The following is a 24,735-nucleotide window of genomic DNA, read 5'->3' on the forward strand; positions in this document are numbered from 1 at the left end:
AACTGCTTCTATTTTTTCCTCTATGTTAAATTTAGACATATAAAAACTGCACCTCCAATTGTTAGTTGTGTGTCTAACAATTGGGGTGCAGTTCACCGATAGGGAGCTGGTTTTTTTTTGCAACAAAGGTGCAACAAAGGGACGGTTCTTCTGTTTCATGAAACAGAAGAACCGTCCCTTTGTTTTCCATAGAAAAAAATGGACTTTGACAAGATAGTTTATGTCTATTTATACTGGGGGAAATAGAAATATTCCAACAATAATGAAAACTTTTTTAATAGAAAACAATAAACACTTAAAAGAAAAAGAGTTTTCATTTTTGTAAAGTTGTGGAAATTCCGTTTATCCAAGGTTCTCCGGAGCTGAGGGTGGGGTAGAAAAAATAATATAGTTAGCGGGGCGGTACATAAAAGGGATATTAAGATTGATCAGCGTTTTGATGAAGAAGATTTTTTTCAATCAAATATTGATAGTTTAATAGATAAATTAAAACATTTGATTTTCATTTTTGAAGACAACTAGGACCTAAAAACAACGGAGGATTTCAAGATGAAAAAATTAACTAAATCAGTTCTGGCAAGTGTATTAACATTATCTTTATTCAGTGGTTCAGCAAGTGCATTGACGATGTATAATGAGCCTCCTTTTGAAGCTTATAAAGTTTCCAAGGGAGATACTTTCTGGTTTATTGCGAAACGGTATGGCCTTTATTATCAAGAGCTTATGAGACTAAATCCAACTGTTAACCCTACGAATATGCAAGTAGGCTCCATTATTCGCTTAAAGTCTTCAGCATATTCGCCATCTACTTCAGTAAGCGTTGGAAGTATGTCAGTAAGCAGCTACGAAAGACAAGTGGTTGACTTAGTGAATCAAGAAAGAGCAAAAGCTGGATTACCTTCATTAAAATTAAACGCTGAACTGTCTCGAGTGGCAAGATTTAAATCTCAAGACATGCACGATAGAAGATATTTCGATCATAATAGCCCAACTTACGGTTCCCCATTTACGATGATGAGAAACTTCGGAATTTCATATCGCTCGGCAGGAGAGAATATTGCATATGGACAAAGAACTCCTCAAGAGGTTGTTAATGCTTGGATGAACAGTTCTGGCCACAGAGCCAATATATTAAACTCAAGCTTTACCGATATTGGTGTCGGATATGTAGCAGACGGAAACTACTGGACACAAATGTTTATCGGACGATAAGGCATGGATCATTCCATGTCTTTTTCTTTTTGAAACAGAGGTGAAACAGAGGGACGGTTCTTCTGTTTCATTCTTACTTCTTAAGCATGTTTTACTCTGAAACGCGAGAACCGTCCCTGTGTTACACTACCGGCAGCGAGTGATTTATTCTAAGTTAAAAGGAACTGACCTATTTAACACAAAACAAACTTGAACCATCACTTTTATCCAAAAACCTGTGCGGCAATCCCGTATAAATGACTGTTTCTCATAGGCATGGTGTCAGAATGCAGGATCATGATAGGGGGGTGACTCACTTTCTCAAACCCATAACCCTGCAAATAATTAATAAATAGATCATCGCCAATCGGAGTGTCAATCCTTAACTGACCTCTATGGTTCCGAGCTAATTGATTAATTAAATCCATAGCTCCTTTGTAATCCGGGGCGACAATCGGCCCTAAAATCAAATTTTCTGGTCCCAAAATAGAGAAACCAAATCCAATAACATTCCCAGATTCATCTTTTAAAACTAGAGCTTGCTGGGCTTGTTTCAGTCTATTTCTCAGAAATGTACCCCTGGAATCCCCAAATGCATGTTTATCCAATTCAATTACTTGATGTAAATCCTTTTCCTCTAGAGCTTCTGCCTTGCATCCATCAGAAAGTAAATGATCGAACGGTTCATAATGACTGCAGAGAAATTTATGAACAGAACCGACTTTCTTGAATCCCAGTTTTTCGTAAAGAGGCTTTCCTTCAGGTGTAGCAATGAGCATAATCGATACTTTTTCCGATACCAGCTTGATACAGGCTTGGGTCGTTTCTTTTCCAAGACCTAGCCCTCTGTATTCGCTCTTTACAATCACCATTCCGATCGAAGCTAAATGTGTATCATAAGGAATAATTGCTGCACTCGAGACAATTTGACCGAACTCATTTTTATGTCCTAAAATCTTTCCCGAAGATAAAACAGTTCTGATTTCGTGTTCATCATAATCCCAGCCAACAGATTGGGACAAGGAGATTAAACCGCCAATATCATCCTCATTGAAAAAATGTAATGAAAGTTTATTTTTTATGGTTTTCATTAAAAAACTCCTTATTGTTTAATGAAACGGAGGGACGGTTCTTCTGTTTCATCTTTATTCTCAAGCAAGAATTCTTCATATGTTTTTTTTGAAACGCAAGAACCGTCCCTGTGTATCAAAAAAGCGCAAGCCACCCAGACAAGATGACCCGCGCTTTCAAATTCTATTAATTACTTTCCGGCCTTTTCTTCAAAAAGCTTCGCGATCTCCACAATCACATTCGTTGCTTTTACCATATTATCAACGGAGATATACTCAAACTTGCCGTGATAATTTTCTCCGCCTGTGAAAATGTTTGGGGTTGGCAGTCCCATGTAGGAGAGCTGGGAACCGTCTGTCCCGCCGCGAATGGGTTTAATAACCGGTGTAATGTCTAAACGTTCCATCGCTTCATGGGCAATCTCCACAATATGTTTAACTGGCTCAATTTTTTCTCTCATATTGTAGTATTGATCTTTCATTTCCAAGATGATTTTATCCTCGCCATACTCTGCTTGCAGTTCTTTCACAATCTTCTCCACATTTGCTTTTCTGGCGTTGAAATTCTCACGGTCGAAGTCGCGGATGATATAAGAAATTTTCGTTTGCTCGACATCGCCTTCTATCGAGCTCAAATGATAAAAGCCCTCATAGCCCTCGGTATATTCAGGCGCTTCTTCAGCAGGCAACCGTCTATTAAATTCCATCGCAATTTTCGCTGAGTTCACCATTTTGCCTTTCGCCGTCCCTGGGTGAATGTTGTTGCCTTTAATCGTAAGCTTGAAACCAGCCGCATTAAAGCTTTCGTATTCAAGCTCTCCAAGCGGTCCGCCATCAACCGTATAGGCATATGTAGCATTAAAGGCTGTGACGTCAAACTTATGCGGTCCGCGGCCGATTTCTTCATCAGGTGTAAAAGCGACCCGCACTTTTCCGTGCTTGATTTCAGGATGCTGGATCAAATAATCCATCGCCGTCATAATTTCGGCAATTCCGGCTTTATTGTCTGCTCCTAGAAGGGTCGTACCATCTGTTGTCATTAAAGTATGGCCTTTGTATTCGCTCAGAGCAGGAAAATCTTTAGGGGAGAGGACTACATATTCATTTAGCTGAATGTCCCCGCCATCATAATTTTCAACAAGCTGCGGTTTAACATTTGCTCCGGTAAAATCAGTAGCCGTATCTAAGTGCGCTAGAAAACCGATTGTCGGTACTAATTTTTCTGTATTGGATGGGAGGGTCGCCATCACATAGCCATTTTCATCGACCGTAACTTCCTCCATGCCAATCGATTTTAATTCGTCTACAAGCATATTCGCTAAAGTAAACTGTCCAGGTGTCGATGGACATGTTTCACTATCCTCATTGGACTGCGTATCTACTTTGACATAGGTTGTTAATCTTTTAATCAGATCGTCTCTCATCCAGACTCCACTCCTTCTTAATCTACTTGATTATTTTACCATATAACGCAACGCTTCTAATACAATCCCTTAACAATATATTTACATTTTTAAAAAAGCACTTGATTTAAAGTTTGTTTCCCTTAAAATAGGGGTATTAAAAATGACGCCATAAATCACTCGCTAATCAAAGGGGTCATTGACATTTTCGCTAAACTGAGTATAATTAAATACTTGCGCGCCCTATAAATAGGGAACGCTGTTCAAAGTTTGTTCATCATTAGCAGATAAAATATCGAGTATAATAGATTAGTAAAAAATGACTACCATTAGTGTTTACTTGAAAGCAGGTGGGAAACATGAATACTTTACAACAAAAGGGTCAAGGTTTATTCAATAAATTTGTTGGCTTTTTCTTTTTAGCAGTCGTAATGCTATGGATCAAAACATATATCGTACAATTGACTCAGTTTGACTTAGGCATTGAAAATACGTTTCAAGAATTTCTATTGTTCCTAAACCCATTAGGATCATCGATGCTGTTCTTAGGGCTAGCCTTTATTTTTAAGGGCAGAAAGAAATATATATGGCTAATCATCATTGATTTCCTTATGTCATTTCTTTTATATGCTAATGTCATGTACTATCGTTTCTTTAACGATTTCATTACATTGCCAACCTTAACGCAGACACAAAACTTTGGAGATGTCAGCAGCAGTGTGACCTCTCTAGTGAAACCATATGACGCGTTGTTCTTTGTCGATGTTCTGCTTTTAATTGCTTTACTGGCTTTTAAATTTGTAAAAATCGAAGTAAAAGATATCAAACGCCGGATGGTAATGGCTTTACTTACATTCTCACTAGGGATTTCAACCTTTAACCTGGCGTTAGCGGAAATCGACCGTCCGCAATTGCTAACTAGAGGATTTGACCGCAACTACATCGTCAAATACCTAGGGATGTACAACTACACGATTTACGATGCCGTTCAAAGTACAAAAGCTTCGGCACAACGTGTATTAGCAAACAGTAACGATATTACAGAAGTAATCAACTATACGAAATCAAACCATGCGGCTCCGAACCCTGAGTACTTTGGTAAAGGGGAAGGAATGAACGTGATTTATATCCATTTGGAATCGATTCAGAACTTCCTGATTGATTACAAGCTGCATGGGGAAGAGGTCACACCATTCCTGAACTCCTTGACGGAAGAAGAAAATACCATTTACTTTGATAACTTCTACCATCAGACCGCTCAAGGAAAAACAGCAGATGCTGAGTTTATCTTAGAAAATTCCTTATATGGTCTGCCACAGGGGTCAGCCTTTACAACAAAAGGCATGAACACCTACCAGGCAGCACCAGCTATCCTGGCGCAAAAAGGATACACATCAGCTGTATTCCACGGTAACTCCGGAAGCTTCTGGAACCGTGATGAAATTTATAAATCATTTGGATATGACAACTTCTTTGACGATGAGTATTATGAAATGAATCCAGAAGATTTGGCTGATTATGGGCTTATGGACAAGCCGTTTTTACAGCAGTCGATTCCATTATTAGAATCATTGCCACAGCCGTTCTATACCAAATTTATTACGGTAACGAACCATTACCCATATCCAATTGACGAAGAATTAGCAACGATTGCACCGCATACAACAGGCGATACATCTGTGGATACTTACTTCCAGACAGCCCGTTATGCGGATGAAGCACTCAAGGAATTCTTCGATTACTTGAAGGAATCAGGCCTATACGACAACTCTATCATCATAATGTACGGAGACCACTACGGAATCTCCGAAAATCATAACAGAGCGATGGAACAAGTATTAGGCAAAGAAATCACACCTTTTGACAACACAACATTGCAAGAGGTTCCATTATTCATCCGAGTACCAGGCATGGAAGGCGGAGTCAACCACGCGTATGGAGGACAAATTGATCTCCTGCCAACGCTTCTGCACCTGCTCGGAATAGAAACTGGTGACTATGTCCAATTCGGAACAGACTTACTATCTGAAGAACACAATCAACTGATCCCATTCCGAAACGGAGACTTTGTCAGTCCAACCATCACATCGATTGACGGTAAGTTCTACGATTCAAAAACAGGAGAAATCATTGAAGATCCTGGGTTGCTGGAACAAGCGGACGAATATAAGACAATTGTAGAACAGAAACTGTCGTTCTCGGATCAGGTTGTAAATGGAGATTTATTGCGATTCTATATGCCGGATGGGTTCACGCCGGTGGATCGTTCACAGTATGATTATAATAAGACGGATGAAGAAAGTGATGATTCCACGGATGAATCAAATGAATAATAATATATTTATAGACTACCTTTAAGGGTAGTCTTTTTTTAGGACAACAAATTTTCTTACAAAATAAATAGGTTGAAAAATGTATTGCCAGCAAATTACAATTAAAGCAAGGTTTACAGATTAAAATCATACTAGGAAAAAGTCATTGGCTTTAAATTTCATGTCTAATTCTGAAAAAGTTGATGTATAATTGTATACAATTATTAAAAAGGAGGCTTACTATGTTCCAAAGTTTAAAAACAAAAGATATTTTGTATATTGAAATAAAAGAAAAAATTATTACCGGCATTCTTGAGCCGGATACTCCGGTTGTAGAAGATATACTTGCTGAAGAATTTGAAGTAAGCAGAACCCCTTTAAGAGAAGCTCTACAAAGATTAGAATTAGAGGGCTGGCTTGTCAGAAGGCGAAATGGGAGGCTGAAGGTCTCCAGCATATCAGTTAGTGAGGTTATTGAGATTTTTCAAGTGCGAGGCAGGTTGGAAGGATTGGTTGCTTCGGAGGCTGCAAAGAGGGCAACAGAGGATGAGATAAAGGAATTGGAAATGATAACAAATTTAATAGTAAATGCAGCCGAACAAGATCAGCGCAGTGATGTCGTTCGTTTTGGCTCAGAATTTCATAGTCTATTATACAAAATTAGTAAACATAAAACAGCAACAAAAATGCTTGCTCAATTAAATGATCATATAAATCGCTATAGGCGTTTAGGACCAATCCGAAATTCAAAAAGGGGCGTATCAGCTGCAAATGAACATCAACAAATATTTGAATTTTTAGCAAGAAGAGATTATGAGAATTGTGGAAGAGCAATGGAAATGCACATTATTAATAGCATGAATTCTGCAGCTCAATCAATTGAAGAATATTTACATTCAAGACAATTAAATGAGCTAGAAGAAGACAGGGAATAAGGTTATCTGTAAAACAGAAGCCTTATTTTTTTTATTTTTAAAATTAAAAATATCTTGTAAATTTTCAGACTATATATTAGTATACAATTATACAAAAAGGCAATGGAGTGAGGCAATCATGCAAAACATGATTAATGAAAAAATGTCCGTACAATTGGCTAGATATGTAGTCAATTTAAAATTTGAAGAGTTACCGGAAAAAATTGTTGATGATGTTCAAAATCTGATTCTTGATTATTTAGGTGTGGCATTAAAAGGATCAACTACAGAACCAGCAGAAATTGTCACTGCATTCCAAATGGAATATGGAACAGCCAAGCAAGAAGCAACTTTAATTGGTAATGGGAAAAAGCTAACTTGCCAGGCTGCTGCTTTTACAAACGCTGTAGCTGCACACAGTATTGAGCTGGATGATGTTGATGATTTGGCTTTGTTTCATTATAGTCCCCCGATTGTCTCAGCTGCATTAGCTGTAGCAGAAGCGACTAAAGCAAACGGAAAAGATCTAATCGTTGCAGTAACGATTGGATGCGATATTATGAAAAGGCTTTCGGATGCAATGAATCCAGACCTTCGTGACCGTGGTTATCACACTACTCCTGTTTGTGGGATTTTTGGGGCAACTGCAGCAGTTGCACGCCTATTTGGCCTAACTGAAGATGAAGTTGTGAACGCTTTTGGAATAGCAGGAGCACATGCTTCAGGGTTAATGGAAATGTATGGATCTAATATGCAAAAACGGATTAATCCAGGTCCAGCGGCTCATAATGCCATCGTTTCAGCTAGACTTGCGCGTATGGGCTATACAGGTGCGGACACTATATTTGATGGTGTTCGGGGCGTTCTCCAGGCTTTCTCCGGTCAAGAAGATACGAGTGCTTTAGTAAATGGGCTTGGTAAAACATTTGATTTTATTATTGAGTTTAAACGATATGCTTGTGCTCGCCCTATCCACAATGCAGTTGGTTGCGCCCTTGAAATCCGCCCAAATATAGTAAACCGATTACATAGCATTAAAGAAATGACCATATTTCGTCACCCAGCTTGGGCTCATTTCCATGAAATTAAAAGACCAAAGAGTATTCATGAGGCACAAGTAAGTTTAAATCATGCTGTGGCGGTAGCTTTAGTAGATGGAGATGCGTTTCTTGAGCATTTTGAAGACGAATGGATCTGTAATGTTGAGGTACAAAGACTGTCACAAATGTTAAAATTTGTAGCTGAACCAGAACTGCCTCGAGGTGTCTCTTGTCTTCTGAGGATAGTTTTAGAAAGTGGTGAGATTTACGAGGCTCAGGTCGATTATCCGAAGGGATCCATTCAGAATCCAATGTCTCCTGATGAACATTGGAGCAAGTTTTCAAAATTAGCAGGATCTAAGTTTGAACAGGAGAAACAAGTCAAAATTCGCAACAAAGTTGAAAGCCTAACAACTTTACAATCAGTTCATGAGTTAATAGAACTACTTTTTTAGTAGGGGGGAAATATGGATGTCAGAGACAAGAGCGATAAGAGCAACGATTCAAAGAGCCGGGTCAAGTAAAGGTATTTTTTTGCTAGAAAATGATCTTCCCGAAGATCCCGTTTTAAGAGAAAAGGTCATTCTTGCAATTTTCGGGAGTCCAGATAAACGACAAATTGATGGATTAGGAGGGGCTGATCCTTTAACTAGTAAGGTGGCTATTGTAGGACCCTCAAAGCAAGAAGGGGTAGATGTCGATTATACGTTTGGTCAAGTTGCTTTTGACCAGGCAAAAGTACATACCCATGCAATCTGTGGAAATATAAGCTCAGGAGTTGGACCGTTTGCGATTGACCATGGATTAGTAAAAGCAGAAGAGCCAATTACTACAGTAAAAATTTTTAACACAAATACCAATAAGGTTTTAACTGCTGAAGTACCTGTGAAAGAGGGAAGAGCAGCAGTTGAAGGAGATTACTCAATTGCTGGAGTGCCAGGGACAGGTGCCAAGGTTACACTTGACTTTTCGCAAACGGTAGGTGCCCTCACTGGTAAATTGTTACCAACGGGGAATGTAAAAGACACAATCGAGCTAAGTGAAAATGAAAGAATAACAGTTTCAATCGTTGATGCGGCTACTTGTCAAGTTTTTGTTCGGGCTGAAGATTTAGGGTTAAAAGGAACAGAAAGCCCAAAAGAGGTTGATTCCCAGCCAGAATTACTTAGAAAACTTGAATTAATTCGGTGTATAGCTGCAACCAAGGCAGGATTAGCCGAATCACCAGAGAAATGTGCGGTAGAGTCAAGAAATACACCTCATATTGTATTTTTCTCTGAGGCAAAGGATTATGAAAATTATCTTACTCAGGAGAAGATATCTGAGGAAAGTATTGATTTGGTTGCTCGGGGAATGTTTATGCAAATTATGCATAAAACCTACGCTGGTACGGGGTCAATTTGTACTTCCGTCGCAGCTGCTATACCTGGAACTAATATACATGAGGCTGTTAAAAAAGAAATAATGACAAAAAAATTAGTTAGGATTGGCCATCCTGCTGGCATCATTCCGGTAGAAGTAGAGGTTCAGCAAGAAGTAAAAAATTTTATTTTAAAAAAAGCAGCAATAGGAAGAACCTCTCGCAGAATTATGGATGGGAACGTTTATATTAGAAACAGTTTATTTCAATAGGAGGGCTGCCATTGAGTTATTTAGTAAGAGTCAGAGATCATCAACATCCATCTGATAGATTAAGAGAACTTTTATCAAATAATAGCCAAATCATTAAGATGCCCGGTGCACATGATGCGATGGCTTCATTACTTGCAAGTAAAGTAGGGTTTCAGGCGCTTTATTTATCAGGGGGAGCATTTTCTGCAAGTTTGGGTATGCCTGACTTAGGTATTATTACACTTACGGAACTAGCAACTCGTACTAGGGAAATCACTCGTGCTTCTGACTTGCCTCTACTGGTGGATATTGATACGGGATTTGGCAGTATTCTAAATGTAACCCGTACCGTTCATGAACTATATGAAGCAGGAGCTGCTGCGGTACAAATGGAGGATCAAGATTTACCAAAAAAATGCGGACATTTAAACGGTAAAAAACTAGTTTCTACACAAGAAATGGTTCAAAAAATTGTAGCGGCGCGAAAGGCAAAGCCAAAAATGGTCATAGTCGCACGAACGGATGCAAAAGCAGTTGAAGGCATGAATCAAGCAATCGAACGCGCGCAAGCTTATATAAATGCTGGTGCGGATGTCATCTTCCCAGAGGCATTAAGTACAGAAGAGGAATTTAAAACGTTTGCGGAAGCCACCAAGGTACCTCTGTTGGCTAATATGACCGAGTTCGGAAAAACACCTTATTTTACTGCAGAGAATTTTCAGGCATGGGGATATAAAATAGTGATTTATCCTGTAAGTTCCCTAAGGGTAGCCGCAAAAGCTATGGAACGAGTATACAAATTAATTTATTCACAGGGGACACAAATAGATGCGTTACAAGATATGCAGACTCGTAAAGAGTTGTATGAACTTATTCGCTATGCTGATTATGAAGACCTGGATGACAATATTGCCAAAACGGTTCTTGATGAGTAAAAAAAGGAGGCTTCAGAAATGAGCCAATTTACAGTTCCTTGCGTAGTTTATCGGGGTGGTACTAGCAGAGGAATATTCTTTCATAAAAAAGATTTACCAGAGGATGTAGAAAGTAGAAACCTCGTCTTTCTTAATGGAATTGACGCTTATAATCCTTCTCAAGTGAATGGCTTGGGAAGCGGGACCTCTCATACTAGTAAAGTGGTTGTTATATCTCCTTCCTCATTAGAAGGAGTAGACGTGGACTATAGTTTTTATCAAATTGGAATTGGAAAAGAGTTTGTTGATGATAATGGAACCTGTGGAAATCTAATGGCAGCTGTTGGCCCTTTTGTTGTTGATGAAGGGCTGGTTCAAGTTGATTCCGCTCAGGATTATGCAGAAGTAAAAGTATTTAATACGAATATTGGGAAAAAAATCAGGATACAGGTCCCTGTTGTTGATGGCAAAGCTAAGGTACACGGGGATTATTATATGTCTGGAGTGGTGAAACCAGGTGCAAGAATTATTGTAGATCTTCTCCATCCCGGAGGCGGAAAGACAGGCAAAACGTTACCATTAGACTTACGTTCTTCAATCTATACAGATTTAAAAGAATATGAAGCCTCCTTCGTTGACGTAGTTAACCCTTTTATTTTCCTATCAAGTTATGAGTTTGGATTAAAAGGGTCAGAGTCTTTATCTGAGCTTTCTACAAACGAAAGTTTGCTAGAGGAACTTGATACAATCAGAAACAAAATGGCAGTTTTAGCTGGGATGGCAGAAAGTGAAAAGGAAGCAAAAATAAAAACCCCTTCTGTTCCTAAAATTGGGATTGTTGCAGAACCGCAAGACTATATCACGACTTCCGGTAAATGGATTAAAAAAGAGGATATTGACATTGTAGCAAGGATGATTTCGATGGGGAAATTCCATCGCACGTTTGCCGGCAGCGGCCTTTACTGTCTAGCAGCTGCTGCTATGCTTCCAGGTACGGTTCCAAATCAATTTCTCAGAAAAAATAATAGCTTAGAACAGACGATCCGAATTGGTCACCCTGATGGTGTAGTAGAAATTCGAGTTTCTTTAACAGAAGACCGTAATGATATAGCGTCTGTTGGTCTAGACAGGACAGCAAGAAAGATCATAAAAGGAGATTTATATATTCCAGAGCGTTCATAAAAAATCTTGGAGAAATCATTAAATCGAAAGGAGCATGACTAAATGAAAGAAATTAGAGCGTGTTCGACATCTGGGATTTTAGGATACGGCTTTCCAGAAGCAACCCTTAAAAGCTGTATGGAAATGAAACCTCATTTCATCGCTTGTGATGCTGGTTCAACAGATCCTGGCCCGTATTATTTAGGTACAGGGAAACCTTTTGTTTCCCGTGATTCAGTCAAAAGGGACCTCCGATTAATTCTATTATCCGCCCGATCTGCAAATATCCCAGTCATTATTGGATCCGCAGGAGGATCTGGCTGTAATCAAGGTGTAGAAGATTTCAAGGACCTTATAAACGAAATATGTATGGAAGAAGATCTTCATTTCAAGACTGCCCTGATTAGGTCTGAAATCGAAAAAGAGCTTCTTCAAGAAAAATTAAATCAAGGAAAAATTACATCACTTGATCACACACCAACATTAACATCAGAAGGAATTCAAAGTCTGCATCGTTCTGTTGCAATGATGGGACCCGAACCTTTTGTAAAAGCTCTTAAAGAAGGAGCAGATGTCATTATTTCAGGAAGATCAACAGATGCTTCCGTATTCGCTGCTTATCCTATTTACAAAGGGATTAACCCTAGTACAGCGTGGCATGCTGCTAAAATCATTGAATGTGGTGCAGCAACAGCCGTGCCTAAAAGTCATGACTGTATTATGGCAACGATACGTGATCATGAATTTTTAATTCATACTTTGAACCCAAAGAAAAAATTACCTTGGAAAAATGTAGCGGCTCACACGATGTACGAAAATGTAAGCCCATTCCACCTGAAAGAACCAGGAGGCGTATTAGATACGACAGAAGCTGTCTATGAACAAGTGGATGAACGAACAGTCAGGGTAACTGGAAGTCATTTCATTAAAGATCCTTGTTACACGGTGAAACTTGAAGGAGTAGAAAAAGTTGGCTACAGAACTATATGTATGGCCGGATTAAGAGATCCCATTTTACTTTCTCAATTAGATCAGTATTTGGACTTTATTCGGGAAAAACTTCAGGAAAAAATTACAGATACATATGGACAATCGGTAACTTCACAAGACTACACCATTAGTTTTAGAAAATATGGTTCCAATGGAATTATGGGGGAAATTGAACCAGAGACTCAAATACCTCATGAAGTTGGACTTTTAATAGATGTCGTAGCCAAGGATCAAAGAAAATCGGAAGCTATCATGGCTGCAGCACGAACCTTGGTCATGCACAGTCATTTTGAAGGAAGGTTATGTGTTTCAGGGAATGCGGCATTTCCTTTTTCACCGCCAGACATCCCTATGGGGGAAGTGTACCGATTTACATTGAATCATGTAATGGAGCTTGAAATACCTGTTGAACTTTTTCCGATTGAGTATCTGGAGGTGTGACCAATTAAAACCTTAAAAGATTATGCCTATATGCTACGGAGCAAAAATGCTGGTCCCTTTAACTTAACATTCGATATTATTTTCCACAACCAAGAATCCTACCTCAAAGTCGTAAACTCATACATCATTTCCCAAGATAAAATTGCAGAACTCTACGGATGTGACCCAGAACAGGTCCAGATTTATGAATATGAAAAAGTTTCTTCTATTAAAATAAGCATTCCCCGACGATATCCTTCTGGTGATATCCATGATACTGATGTATTTGGGGCTCAACAGCATGTACCTTTAATGAATCTCGAAATATAGAATAAAAAATTTAAGAACTAGTGAGGTGTTTAGGCTTTGGCCAGAAAGTTTCGAATTGCGGATGTAGATGCACATTATACGGATGATCCAAGAGAACTATGGAAGTATATGGAGGAACCATGGGCAACAAGGATCAGAGATTGGTCAGGAAAATATTATGCCCCGCCTGGCGGGGCCTCAAGCGGAGACAGCTTGATGGGCGGCAGAGTCCAAACCAATAAGCATAAGAAGGGAATTGGGAAGGAACATCAAGGGATTTCCTCCAACAAAGAAGTGGTTATGGAAGTAATGGAGGAATACGGTTTTACCGAAATTGTTTTAATTCCAACTTATATGTTGCATTTGGCTAAGATGAATGACCGTCAAAAGGCAGTGGTATTATCGAAGGCTCATGCCCGGCATATGATCGAAACCATTGTGGACCCTGATAATGGTATATACGCCGCACTTCCAGTTCCTGTACAGGAACCGGAAGAAAGTGCAGAGCTGATTGAAGAAGTGGGCGATCATCCAGGATTTTGTGGTGTATTAGTGGCAACACAATTATCTTTACCTCCATTAGGAAGTAATATCTATAACCCCATTTACAGGGCTGCTCAATCAAAGGGTTTACCGATTATTGCTCACAGTGGTTTCTCAGGTCCTGATTCAAATACTTATGCCAAAGGTCTGGAAAAATGGGTTGAAAGTCATAGCCTTGATTTTGCTGTATGCAACATGATTCAGCTCACAAGTGTCGTCATGCAGGGAGTAAAAGAGAAATTCCCTAAGTTAGACTGGATATTCCAAGAATCGGGAATCTTCTATATCCCACAAGTGATGTTTAGGCTAGACACAGAGTATATGAGAAGAAGAGCAGAGGTCCCGCTGTTAAAGAAATTACCTAGTGAATACATAAAAGACATGTATTTTGGGACACAGCCACTTGAAATTCCAAGTAACATTAAATACTTAAAATATGTATTTGAAATGATTGATGCAGAAAATACGTTAATGTATGCATCGGATTGGCCTCACTACGATTGGGATCACCCTTCAGTTATAGAACGGTTAACCTTTTTAAATGATGAACAAAAGCAGAAGATATTGGGGGATAATGCCCGGAGAGTACTTCGTTTTAAAAGGGATGGTGCTTAAGTTGGCAGAATATATCGTCGGTCCAGCAGATTCTATACCTGTTGGAGAGGGGAAAGTCGTTGAAATTGGGAATCGGTCTATTGGCGTTTTTAATATAGCAGGTACGTTTTACTCCTTACGTAATGTCTGCCCTCATCAAGGGGGACCAGCCTGTGACAGCAAGCTTTATGATCAAATAGAAGCAGAAGTTTTACCAAATGGAAAAGTAAGAGAATTTGTAGCACAGGAGAAATGTATCATTGCATGTCCTTGGCATGGAATTGAGTTTGATGCCCGAACAGGTGTCTGTTTAACAAAAAAAGAATGGAAAATTAAACAATATCCGGTGTATGTGAACGAAGAAAATCAAATTGTTGTTCAACTCCCATAATGGTAAGGAGGAAACTATGAAACTATCAGATTTAATAAAAGATGAAGGGATTGTCGTGGTACCAGGATGCTACGACCCTTTGACCGCGAAAATTGTTGAAAACTGTGGGTTTAAAGCTACCTATTTAGGCGGATGGGCTGCGGGTGCTCATTTAACCGTAACAGAGCCCATGACTACTTTAACAGACATGGTCGATTTAGCTCGTAAAATAAATGTGAATTTAAATATTCCTCTTATGATTGATGGGGCTGCGGCTTTTGGAAATTTAGCAGCAGTCACAAGAACCGTTAGGGAAATTGAACTAACCGGAGTACAGGCGATTCATATTGAAGACCAAGTGGTTCCGAAGCGAGCACATTACCATAAGGGTGTCATTGACCTTATATCTCCTAGAGAGATGGTACAAAAATTAGAAAAAGCATTGGAAGTACGGAAAAGTAAAGATTTTCTGATCATCGGAAGAACAGATGCTGGAAGAAACAAAGAAGAGCCTTTTGAGAATGCAATCGAACGCGCCAATATTTATGCATCTATTGGGGTAGACATGGTAATGGTATTCCCTCGAAACATGGATGAAGTAAGAATGGCACCAGAAAAAATTACCGCTCCTTTGGTATATGTAGCTTCGGAAGGTTTAGGGCGACCAATTCCAACTCCAGCTGAATTACAACAATTGGGTTATAAAATGGTGATTTATCCATTAACACCAATTCTGGCTGCTTTTCAGAGTGTTAGAAACGTGTATACGACTCTTAAACAGAACGGTAAATCTGGATTTTCACAGGAAGAAACAGCCCGACTTTCTGCGGAAGTATTAGAAATCATTTCGATTCCAGAGCTTATAAAACTGGAAGAAGAAAGCTATCAGTAAATCAGAAGAAAGGAGTAGGGGCAATGGTAACATATATTGACTGTGATGTGCACCCTTGGGTGAATGATATAAAACAATTACATCCTTTTATGGATAAGAGCTGGATTAAACGTTTTGAGGACCAGAAATTAAACTTGGGCAGCTTTAAGTTAGCAAGCAGATATGTCCATCCTAGAGGAAGTACATCAAGGTATGATGCAAAACCTCCTTCAGGAGGATATCCTGGATCAGACCTGGACTATATGAAAGAACAATATTTGGATGAGTTCAATCCTGAGGTGGTTTTGTTAATACCCCAACAGGCAAATTCATTGGTATCTCTTGTTGATTCCGAACAGGTAATGGCTTTAGCAAGGGCGTTTAATGACTATTTTATTGAAACGTGGCTGCCAGAAAATGATAAATTACGATACGCACTGGTTGCACCGCCACACAACCCTCAAAGTGCAGCGGAAGAGATAAGACGGGTCGGGAATAAAAAAGGCGTAGTTGCGGTTCTTCTTCCATTACTTAATATTTTGATGGGAAACCATTATTATGATCCAATATATGAAGCAGCAGTTGAAGTTGGGCTGCCTGTTATAACACACCCAAATGGGCAGGAAGGCAGTGCAATAGGAGCACCGGTACTAGCAGGAGGAATTCAGAACACATACAATGACCGATTCATTAATTTATCACAAATTGCTCAATCAAATTTAACGAGTTTAATTTTTGATGGAACATTTGAAAAGTTTCCTACATTGAAGGTTGGATTTGTTGAATATGGTTTCACCTGGCTGCTTCCATTGATGTGGAAAATGGATACGGTTTGGAAAGCATTACGTACAGATACACCTTGGGTAAAAAAATTACCAAGTCAATATGTATACGATCATGTCAAATTTACGACTCAACCAATAGAGGAAGTAAAACCTAGTGATTTAAACATTGTCATTGAAATGATGAATGGGAAAAATTTGCTGATGTATAGCAGTGATTACCCCCATTGGGATAATGATATGCCCACTAGAATTTTGCGTGGCTTAGATCCAGAAATGAAACAAAATATCCTTTATAACAACGCAAAAGAATTTTACCATTTGTAATATTACTCTATAAAAACTTTTTATGAGAGACAATAGAATATTTGTATTTTATCTTATAGACAAACCTATCTATAATGAAAATTACGAATAGTTAAACAATTGATAGAATCAATTGGTAGCGGTTACAAATTTCGATTTATAGAAAATGGATGACAGTGAGTTTTGAAGGGAGGGGGAGAAGTTGAAGCATCTTATAGGAAAAACAGATGAGTTTTTAAACAAAAAAAGTAAAAAAGTTAGGATAGGAAAGAAAAATCTTCTAGTTTGGAAAAGTGATAATCTCTATTTCGCAACAAGTGAAAAATGTCCTCATCAGGGAGCTTCTCTAAGTACTGTCGAATTGGCAGGAACTATGCTGCCTTCCGACCCGAAAAAGCTGTGTTATGGCTTAGATGGTACCGTTATCCGTTGCCCATGGCATGCATGGGAATTTGATGTTCAAACCGGAAAAAAATTGTATGAAAATGATCCAAGATGTTTAGTGACTTATGAAGTGATCGTTGAAAATGGTGAGGTTTATATAAATCTATAAGGGTCGTGGGAGTATGGATTTGCTACAGTTCTTCCTCCTTACCCTGTTAGGCGGAATTGTTGCAATTAAATTAAAGATACCTGGCGGTGGAATCATTGGACCCATGATTCTTGTAGGGATCGTTCAATCTACTGAATGGGTAGTGATTGAAAATGTACCTAGGATTATAAGATGGGCTTCCCAATCCATGTTAGGTGTTTTTATTGGCCTTCAATTTTCTAGAAAGGTTTTAAAGCTTTCGAGTAAAGACATTTTATCATTTAGTATTGTAAGTTTTACGAGTTTAGTAACATCTTTTTTGTTTGGCTTTATGATTTATGAACTTACCAGCGAACCTTTCGTAAGCGCTGTCATTTCTGCGGTACCAGGTAGTATTGCCGAAATGTTAATGTTAGCGGATTCGATGAATTTAAATACACAATCAGTAGCAGTGATACATTTACTTAGATTCATTTTATTATTAACGATTATTCCAATTATCGTTACGATCGTTGCTAATAAACTAGGAAGTAAATCTAAGAGTAGGGATGTAACATGATTAGAAAATTTGTTTTCCCTCATAAAAAAATAATCATCGTTCTTTCCCTTGCAATAGTTGGATCTTTTCTTGGGGTATACTTTCAGCTTCCACTAGGAGCTTTAATAGGGAGTTTCATACTAATAGCCATTGCACAGATTGCTGGATTAGGTGCAAAACCTCTTAAAAAGAGAACAAGACAAGTGGTACAAATGGTAATTGGCGGTACAGTTGGAATGAACATGAGTCATGAATTATTAGATGAGGTTGTATATCTAATTTTTCCTGGAATTCTCCTCGCGATTTTACACATTATGACAGGATTATTTCTTGCCATGATTATTTCCAAGTTTTTTAAAGTTGATATCATCACAGCGCTTTGCGGGACAATGCCCGCTGGTCTAAGTGAGGTAGCAGTTATAGCGAAGGAACATGATGCTGACATTGAATATGTCGTTTTAATGCATTTGTTTAGAGTTACTGCGGTCGTTATTTTAATTCCAATACTTGTACATTTCTTATAAATGTTTTTAATTGTACAGGATAATCACATTTCATGATTTTAATGGTTTTGTTTATGTTGAATAGTCAAACTATTCAGAATCAAAGGAGGTGTCTTCGTTTTTATTAGTATTCAGTACTAGGAACCGAGTCATTTATCAATAAATATGGGGGTAAGTAAAAATGAAAACTAAAAAAATGTTTTCTGCTTTTTTCTCATTAATACTTGTTGTAATTATTATGGTTGGCTGTTCCCAGGGTGCATCAGGCGGTGGAAAATCCGGACTGTTTTATGAAGGGGAAACATTAGAGGTAATCGTACCATTTGAAGCTGGGGGAGGAACTGATACGTTTGGACGCTTTCTTGCTTCCTATATAGGTAAACATACAGAGGGAGAACCTGGTATTCAGGTAGTTAATATACCTGGTGGAGGCAGTGTAAATGGTGCTAATGAATTTGTAAAGGTTAGAGAGCATGATGGATATACTGCACTTTTAACAAGTGGCTCAACACATTTACCTTATCTTTTGGGAGACCCCGCTGTTCAATACGATTTAAAAGAAATGAAACCGCTGCTGGCTGCACCACAGGGAGGAGCTGTTTATGTGTCACCTTCTACAGGGATTGAAAGTGTTGAAGATATATTAAATCCAAAAGAACCGCTTGTGTATGCAGGAATTAGTGCAACTGGGAATGACCTGGTCACACTCCTATCATTTAAACTGTTAGGAACGGATGTTCAAGCGATTCTTGGTTATGAAGGCCGCGGTCCAAGCAGGGTTGCCTTTGAACAAGGTGAAAGTAATATTGACTATCAAACCGTATCGGCTTACCAATCTAATGTAGTTCCACTTATCAATGATGGCAAGGCAATACCTTTATACTCTTTTGGTATGTTAGACGAAAAAGGTGATGTCATTCGAGACCCAGCCTTCCCAGATCTTCCTTCAGTAAAGGAAGTGTACATGGAAATTCACGGCGAGGAACCATCTGGAATCGAATGGGATGCATACAAGGTAGCACTAGGCGCTGGATTCAGTGTGCAAAAGGTATTATGGCTGCATCATGACGCTCCCCAAGAGGCGGTAGATGCATTGGCTAAAGCTGCTGAAGGTGTAAAGACAGACGAAGAGTTTAACGAAAAAGCTGCAGAGGAACTCGGAGGTTATGAATTAATAACGGGAGCCCAGTTAGAAGGGGCTATTGAAACTATCACAAGCGCATCTGATGAAGTATTAGATTGGCTTCTTACTTACTTGGAAGAAGAGCAAGGGATTACCAGATTAAATTAAAATTCTCAAAGATAAATAGAGTGTGGGGAAAGGGATGCCTTCCCCACAAACTTTACTAAACGCAAGTTTTCAACCAAGATACTTGGAAAGAGGTGTATGTATGTTTGAATCAGCAATAGAAGCTCTATTGATATTACTAGATCCATCTCGTTTAGTTTTCATGTTTATCGGGATTGCAGTCGGTTTAGTAATTGGGTTACTTCCCGGCTTAGGCGGAACGGTAGGAATGTCCATTCTATTACCTTTTATTTTCGGAATGGACCCGTATACAGGTATGGCATTACTAATTGGTATGGCAGCAGTTGTACATACCGGTGATACCTTTCCTTCCATTCTCCTAGGTATACCCGGTACATCAGGATCTCAAGCAACGATTATGGATGGTTACCCTCTTGCTAAAAAAGGGAAAGCTGCAACAGCCTTATCAGCTGCTTTCTTTTGCTCTATGATAGGCGGAATTATTGGTGCTTTCACACTTTTTTTAGCAATCCCTCTTGCTCGTCCTCTTGTAATGACTTTCGGATCTCCAGAATTATTTATGATGGCTATGCTCGGCTTAAGCATGGTTGGAATTCTTTCTGGAAAATCAGCTTTGAAAGGGATTGTTGGCGGTTTATTAGGGTTAATGTTAGGTGCCATTGGTGCAGCACCTGCAGTTCCAGAATACCGTTTTGTATTCGATAGCATTTATTTATATGATGGGATTCCGCTTGCTGTTCTAGCATTAGGACTTTTTGCCTTTCCAGAAATGGTGGACTTACTGACTAAAAACAATTCAATTGCTCAGACTGAGGAACTAAAAGGCAGCTGGGTAGAGGGGATTAAAGAATCTATTAAGAATAAATGGTTACTGTTCCGAAGCTCAATTCTAGGGTCATTGGTTGGTTTTATACCTGGATTAGGCGGCAGTGTAGTTGACTGGATTACTTATGGTGTAGCAAAGGCAACGATCCGTAATAATGAGTTTGGAAATGGTGATATTCGTGGAGTGATTGCCCCTGAAGGAGCGAATAATGCCAAAGAAGGCGGGGCATTAATCCCAACATTATTATTCAGTATTCCAGGAAGCGGTACCACAGCCATATTATTGGGTGGTTTAACACTTCTTGGCCTGCAAGCTGGCCCAACTATGGTAACCACTGACCTTCCAGTGACCCTTTCCATTATTTGGACTCTTGTACTTGCTAATATCTTTGGAGCTGCTGCCTGTATTTTTTTAAGTAAATATATTGCTAAATTATGTATGATACCAGCAACGAAATTGGTTCCATTTCTGCTCATTGTCTTAGTAATTGGTGCTTATCAAAGTTCAAGGCATATCGGTGATTTGATTGCTTTTATCATAATCGGTTTGTTTGGCTGGGTTATGAAGAGACTTGATTGGCCAAGAGCTCCTTTCTTAATTGGTTTTGTCCTCTCCATATCCGCAGAAAGGTACTTGTGGATTTCCATGTCAAGATATGGATTTGAATGGCTATTAAGACCAACGGTTATAGTTTTGGTAGTGATTATTATTGCTCTAGTATTTGGAGGAATTTGGCTGACCAAAACAAGTAAAAAGTCACAGGAAACGGGAGGGATCTCATTTTGAAAAACTCACTAAGAGATGTCCATTATTCGTTAATATTTTCAGTTTTTCTTTTTCTCTTATTTTCATATGGAGCCTTGGAATCTAGCAGTTTTAGTAAATTAGCTAAATTCTTTCCATTATATATTGCGATTGCAGGTGTTGTTCTTACCCTAATTCTGGTCATAGTGAACATCGTTAAAGTTGTAAAAGAAAAGGAAAAGAAAGCAGATCAATCTGGGGACCAAACGGGTGAAAAAGAGGGTTCCAATTTAAAGTACATGCTTTGGATTATAGGATACGTCTTTTTGATCTGGTTAATCGGATTTTTAGCTGCAACCACCTTATTCTTAATATTGTTCCTGCATATTGAATCGAAATTTAAAACTTTATATATTGCGCTTTCACTTGTCCTTACTCATGGAGTGATCTTTGTATTTTCAAATGCCATTAATTTGTATTGGCCGGCTGGAATTTTTCCATTATGGCCATTTTAAATCGATTCACGAAAGGTGGAGGAATATGAGTAATATCATAAAGATACCGTGTGCCTATATGCGTGGAGGAACCAGTAAGGGACTAGTGGTCAAAGAAGACGATTTGCCTGAGGCAGGTCCTTTACGAGATCAAATTTTGTTGCGAATATTTGGGAGTCCAGATAAAAGACAGACTGATGGTATTGGGGGAGCTACATCTTTAACCAGTAAGCTTTGTATCGTGGGAAAGCCATCGATACCTGAAGCTCATATTAATTATACATTCGGTCAAGTCAGTATTGATAAACCCACAATTGACTATAAGCCTACGTGCGGCAACATGTCTACATGTGTTGGCCTATATGCTGCAGAAGAGGGATATGTTGAACTGACAGAACCAATCACGACCGTAAAAATTTATAACACCAATATTCAAAAGATCATCGAAGTGGATATCCAGGTGAAAGACGGAAAAATCCAGTATAATGGAGATTTTAGAATTGCAGGGGTTCCAGGGACTTCCTCAAAAATGACGGTCAATTTTATAGACTCTGGCGGCTCTATAACTGGAAAGCTCCTTCCGACTGGCAATGTAAAGGATATTGTAACGCTAGAGGATGGCCGTCACTTTGTGATTTCGGTTATTGATTGTGCCAACTTAGTGGTATTTGTAGATGCTGCCCAATTAAATATAAGCGGTACCGAAGTGGGGGAAGAGTTCCATCAAGAGGATTTGGCAAATACGATAGAAGCGATACGAGTCGAAGTGGGTTATCAATTACAACTTTTCACCGACAAAAGCAAAGTGTCACCAGCCTCTCACGCTTTACCGAAAATCACACTAGTAGCAAAACCGCAAACATATACAACGAAAAATGGTGAGGTCATCGAAGCAAAAGATATTGATTTAGTTGGCAGATATATTTCCATGGGTATTTTACACCAAGCATTTGCAGTAAGCGGTGGTTGTGCAGCAGCTGCAGCAGCTCAAATACCTGGGTCTGTTGTGAATCAGCTATTAAACGGAGTTAAAAAAGAATCTATCCTTATTGGTCATCCTACCGGAATTATAAATGTAGAGGCCATGGTTCAAGGCAGTGAAGGAAACTATACGGTTAAAAGAGCAGCTATTGGCCGAACAGCGAGAAGAATCATGGACGGATATGCATATGTCCACGCGGTACACAGCTTACAATCAATAAAGAATCACGCTTAACGACCAGAACTGATAGACGGCTTGATGACGGGAGGAGAAACATGGAAACACAGATATACGATAGAGTTCTTCAAACTCATTATATAGATATGGGGAAAAAGGCTTTAATGGAAACAGGGGTTTCACATGAGCATGCAGAAATACAAATGCAGTCTTTGTTAGAAAGTGATCTTCGCGGCGTTTTTTCCCACGGCATATTTAGGCTCCCTCGATATTTGGAGCAGCTTAAGAATAAATATATTAATCCGTCTCCGAATATCAGAAATTTCAAAAGAAATGAAATAATTGAAGTTTTAGATGGAGATCATGGACTCGGCGCTATTGTTGGCACAGTTGCAATGAGAAAAGCTATCGAGAAATCCAAAAAAGTTGGAGTAGGAGTAGTGGCGTGCAGGAAGAGCAACCATTTTGGGACTGCAGCCTACTACGCTGAAATGGCTTCAAGTGAAAATCAAATTGGAATCGTACTTACGAATAGCTCTCCAATCATTGCTCCAACGGGAAGCATAAGGCCATTAATTGGGAATAACCCTTGGTCTATCTCTGTTCCGACGAAAGGAAAGCCGATTACATTAGATTTAGCCAATACGATTGTTGCGAAAGGAAAGTTACGAATTGCCATGCAAAATGGTGAGTCAATCCCGCTTGGTTGGGCTCTCGACCAAAACGGAAAACCAACAACTGATCCTAAAGAGGCATTAAAGGGTGTTGTTCTGCCTATAGGGGAATATAAGGGATACGGAATAGCCCTAATGGTAGAGATTTTGGCAGGGATTATAACCGGGGCGGATTTTAGTGTGAACATGGTAGACCATGATGCTGAGGGGAAACGAAATGTTGGCCACTTATTTATAAGCTTAAATCTGGAGCATTTCATGGAAATCACTGAATATTACTCAAGAATCGAGGAACTGATCGACCTCATTAAAACGTCTCCAACTTTAAAGAACGATGGGGTCTTCCTTCCAGGGGAAAAAGAATGGAACAACAAGTCGAGTCAATTGGATGAATATGTAACTCTTCCGGAGAAAAGTTTTCAAGTATTTAACCAACTTTTTCATCATTACGCAGAAAGATGAGGAAAAAAGATGAAATCATTGATTGAGGAATTTAAAGAACTGCCGACAACTTGCATTTCCGATGCTCTGAATGGGCTAACCAATATGGATCCAGCAATCAAACCGGTAAAAGCGAATGTAAAAGTAGCAGGTAGAGCTTATACGGTTAAGGTTCGAGCAGGCGATAACTATATGGTTTTAAAAGGGATAAGTGAACTGTCACCTGGAGACGTGTTAGTAATCGACGCAAAGGGGTATCTCCATAATGCGTCATGTGGTGATTTCGTGGGTGAATTAGCAAAGGTAATGGGAGCCGCAGGAATCGTAATTGATGGTGTAGTACGGGACTTAGCTGGTATAAAAAAATTGGAGTTTCCTGTCTTTTGCCGCGGGAACACCGTTGCAGCGAGTGACAAAGCGGGGACTGGTGAAACAGGTGTCGCGATTTCGTGTGGAGGTACACCTGTTAAACCAGGAGATATGATTGTTGGCGATGAAGACGGAGTAGTGGTGATCCCAAGGGAGACAGAAAATGAGGTGCTCCAAAAAGCCAAGGAAAAACTGGCTAAAGATATAGAACGTGAAAAAAAGGTACTGGTTAGCAGAGAGGCAGCTGCCGAGTACCTCCGAGAAGTGTTAAACAAGGGGTAGTGAAGAGAAGAGGCTTTCCCAAAAGGTCGTTGAAAAACGACTATTTAGTGGCCAGCCTTCGTTGTTCATACTTAATTTTTCAACTCTGTTGATTGGAGCGGA

24 protein-coding genes are annotated in these 24,735 nt (G+C 39.2%); 22 read left to right on the top strand and 2 right to left on the bottom strand.

The window, feature by feature from the left end:
• Window positions 1–549: 549 nt before the first annotated feature.
• Window positions 550–1,212 carry a CAP domain-containing protein gene (locus CRO56_RS20845; protein ID WP_097160568.1) on the top strand — a complete coding sequence of 221 codons (663 nt, stop codon included), beginning with the start codon at window positions 550–552 and terminating at the stop codon, window positions 1,210–1,212.
• Window positions 1,213–1,415: 203 nt separating this feature from the next.
• On the opposite strand, the gene CRO56_RS20850 is transcribed toward CRO56_RS20845, so the two are convergent.
• Complete coding sequence (locus tag CRO56_RS20850) at window positions 1,416–2,282, bottom strand: GNAT family N-acetyltransferase (protein ID WP_097160569.1); 867 nt, start codon at window positions 2,280–2,282, stop codon at window positions 1,416–1,418.
• Window positions 2,283–2,452: 170 nt separating this feature from the next.
• Window positions 2,453–3,685: a peptidase T gene (gene pepT, locus CRO56_RS20855; RefSeq protein WP_097160570.1), complete on the bottom strand. Its 1,233-nt coding sequence runs from the start codon at window positions 3,683–3,685 to the stop codon at window positions 2,453–2,455.
• 338 nt (window positions 3,686–4,023) lie between these two features.
• Between pepT and ltaS the strand changes: the two genes are divergently transcribed.
• The 21 genes from ltaS to CRO56_RS20960 all read left to right on the top strand — a co-directional run bounded on the left by ltaS (window position 4,024) and on the right by CRO56_RS20960 (window position 24,633).
• On the top strand, window positions 4,024–5,997 hold the full coding sequence (gene ltaS / locus CRO56_RS20860; RefSeq protein WP_097160571.1) for a lipoteichoic acid synthase: 1,974 nt from the start codon (window positions 4,024–4,026) through the stop codon (window positions 5,995–5,997).
• Between the two features lie 221 nt (window positions 5,998–6,218).
• Window positions 6,219–6,911 (top strand): GntR family transcriptional regulator, encoded by a 693-nt coding sequence (locus CRO56_RS20865; protein WP_179714388.1) that lies wholly within the window; start codon window positions 6,219–6,221, stop codon window positions 6,909–6,911.
• A 118-nt stretch (window positions 6,912–7,029) separates the two neighbouring features.
• Window positions 7,030–8,385: an MmgE/PrpD family protein gene (locus CRO56_RS20870; protein ID WP_097160573.1), complete on the top strand. Its 1,356-nt coding sequence runs from the start codon at window positions 7,030–7,032 to the stop codon at window positions 8,383–8,385.
• Window positions 8,386–8,401: 16 nt separating this feature from the next.
• Entirely contained in the window at window positions 8,402–9,562 is a 1,161-nt protein-coding gene (locus CRO56_RS20875; protein WP_097160574.1) for a 2-methylaconitate cis-trans isomerase PrpF family protein, read from the top strand.
• An 11-nt stretch (window positions 9,563–9,573) separates the two neighbouring features.
• Window positions 9,574–10,476: a methylisocitrate lyase gene (gene prpB, locus CRO56_RS20880; RefSeq protein ID WP_097160575.1), complete on the top strand. Its 903-nt coding sequence runs from the start codon at window positions 9,574–9,576 to the stop codon at window positions 10,474–10,476.
• An 18-nt stretch (window positions 10,477–10,494) separates the two neighbouring features.
• Window positions 10,495–11,637, top strand: coding sequence for a PrpF domain-containing protein (locus tag CRO56_RS20885; RefSeq protein ID WP_097160576.1), 1,143 nt, complete (start codon window positions 10,495–10,497; stop codon window positions 11,635–11,637).
• Window positions 11,638–11,679: 42 nt separating this feature from the next.
• Entirely contained in the window at window positions 11,680–13,047 is a 1,368-nt protein-coding gene (locus CRO56_RS20890) for an acyclic terpene utilization AtuA family protein (RefSeq protein ID WP_097160577.1), read from the top strand.
• A gap of 3 nt (window positions 13,048–13,050) precedes the next feature.
• The gene (locus CRO56_RS20895; protein ID WP_281257348.1) at window positions 13,051–13,356 is read left to right on the top strand and encodes a DUF4387 domain-containing protein; all 306 of its coding nucleotides are present in this window, start codon (window positions 13,051–13,053) and stop codon (window positions 13,354–13,356) included.
• Window positions 13,357–13,392: 36 nt separating this feature from the next.
• On the top strand, window positions 13,393–14,493 hold the full coding sequence (locus CRO56_RS20900; protein ID WP_097160579.1) for an amidohydrolase family protein: 1,101 nt from the start codon (window positions 13,393–13,395) through the stop codon (window positions 14,491–14,493).
• A 1-nt stretch (window position 14,494) separates the two neighbouring features.
• Window positions 14,495–14,863, top strand: a complete 369-nt coding sequence (locus tag CRO56_RS20905) for a Rieske (2Fe-2S) protein (protein ID WP_179714389.1) — start codon at window positions 14,495–14,497, stop codon at window positions 14,861–14,863.
• A gap of 16 nt (window positions 14,864–14,879) precedes the next feature.
• A complete protein-coding gene (locus CRO56_RS20910; RefSeq protein WP_097160581.1) occupies window positions 14,880–15,734 on the top strand; it encodes an isocitrate lyase/PEP mutase family protein in 855 nt (284 codons plus the stop codon).
• 23 nt (window positions 15,735–15,757) lie between these two features.
• On the top strand, window positions 15,758–16,822 hold the full coding sequence (locus CRO56_RS20915) for an amidohydrolase family protein (RefSeq protein WP_097160582.1): 1,065 nt from the start codon (window positions 15,758–15,760) through the stop codon (window positions 16,820–16,822).
• A 181-nt stretch (window positions 16,823–17,003) separates the two neighbouring features.
• Window positions 17,004–17,354, top strand: a complete 351-nt coding sequence (locus CRO56_RS20920) for a Rieske (2Fe-2S) protein (RefSeq protein ID WP_097160583.1) — start codon at window positions 17,004–17,006, stop codon at window positions 17,352–17,354.
• 13 nt (window positions 17,355–17,367) lie between these two features.
• The gene (locus tag CRO56_RS20925) at window positions 17,368–17,892 is read left to right on the top strand and encodes an AbrB family transcriptional regulator (protein WP_097160584.1); all 525 of its coding nucleotides are present in this window, start codon (window positions 17,368–17,370) and stop codon (window positions 17,890–17,892) included.
• Window positions 17,889–18,395, top strand: a complete 507-nt coding sequence (locus CRO56_RS20930; RefSeq protein WP_097160585.1) for an AbrB family transcriptional regulator — start codon at window positions 17,889–17,891, stop codon at window positions 18,393–18,395. The genes CRO56_RS20925 and CRO56_RS20930 overlap by 4 nt, the downstream gene beginning before the upstream one ends.
• A gap of 160 nt (window positions 18,396–18,555) precedes the next feature.
• Window positions 18,556–19,665: a Bug family tripartite tricarboxylate transporter substrate binding protein gene (locus CRO56_RS20935; protein ID WP_097160586.1), complete on the top strand. Its 1,110-nt coding sequence runs from the start codon at window positions 18,556–18,558 to the stop codon at window positions 19,663–19,665.
• Between the two features lie 100 nt (window positions 19,666–19,765).
• Complete coding sequence (locus tag CRO56_RS20940) at window positions 19,766–21,256, top strand: tripartite tricarboxylate transporter permease (RefSeq protein WP_097160587.1); 1,491 nt, start codon at window positions 19,766–19,768, stop codon at window positions 21,254–21,256.
• A complete protein-coding gene (locus CRO56_RS20945) occupies window positions 21,253–21,729 on the top strand; it encodes a tripartite tricarboxylate transporter TctB family protein (protein ID WP_179714390.1) in 477 nt (158 codons plus the stop codon). The genes CRO56_RS20940 and CRO56_RS20945 overlap by 4 nt, the downstream gene beginning before the upstream one ends.
• 25 nt (window positions 21,730–21,754) lie before the next feature.
• Window positions 21,755–22,924, top strand: a complete 1,170-nt coding sequence (locus tag CRO56_RS20950; protein ID WP_097160589.1) for a 2-methylaconitate cis-trans isomerase PrpF family protein — start codon at window positions 21,755–21,757, stop codon at window positions 22,922–22,924.
• Between the two features lie 41 nt (window positions 22,925–22,965).
• Window positions 22,966–24,003, top strand: coding sequence for an Ldh family oxidoreductase (locus CRO56_RS20955; RefSeq protein WP_097160590.1), 1,038 nt, complete (start codon window positions 22,966–22,968; stop codon window positions 24,001–24,003).
• Window positions 24,004–24,012: 9 nt separating this feature from the next.
• Window positions 24,013–24,633: an RraA family protein gene (locus CRO56_RS20960; protein WP_097160591.1), complete on the top strand. Its 621-nt coding sequence runs from the start codon at window positions 24,013–24,015 to the stop codon at window positions 24,631–24,633.
• The last annotated feature ends 102 nt before the right edge of the window (window positions 24,634–24,735 follow it).

This window comes from Bacillus oleivorans (assembly GCF_900207585.1).
GTDB classification, from domain to species: domain Bacteria; phylum Bacillota; class Bacilli; order Bacillales; family JC228; genus Bacillus_BF; species Bacillus_BF oleivorans.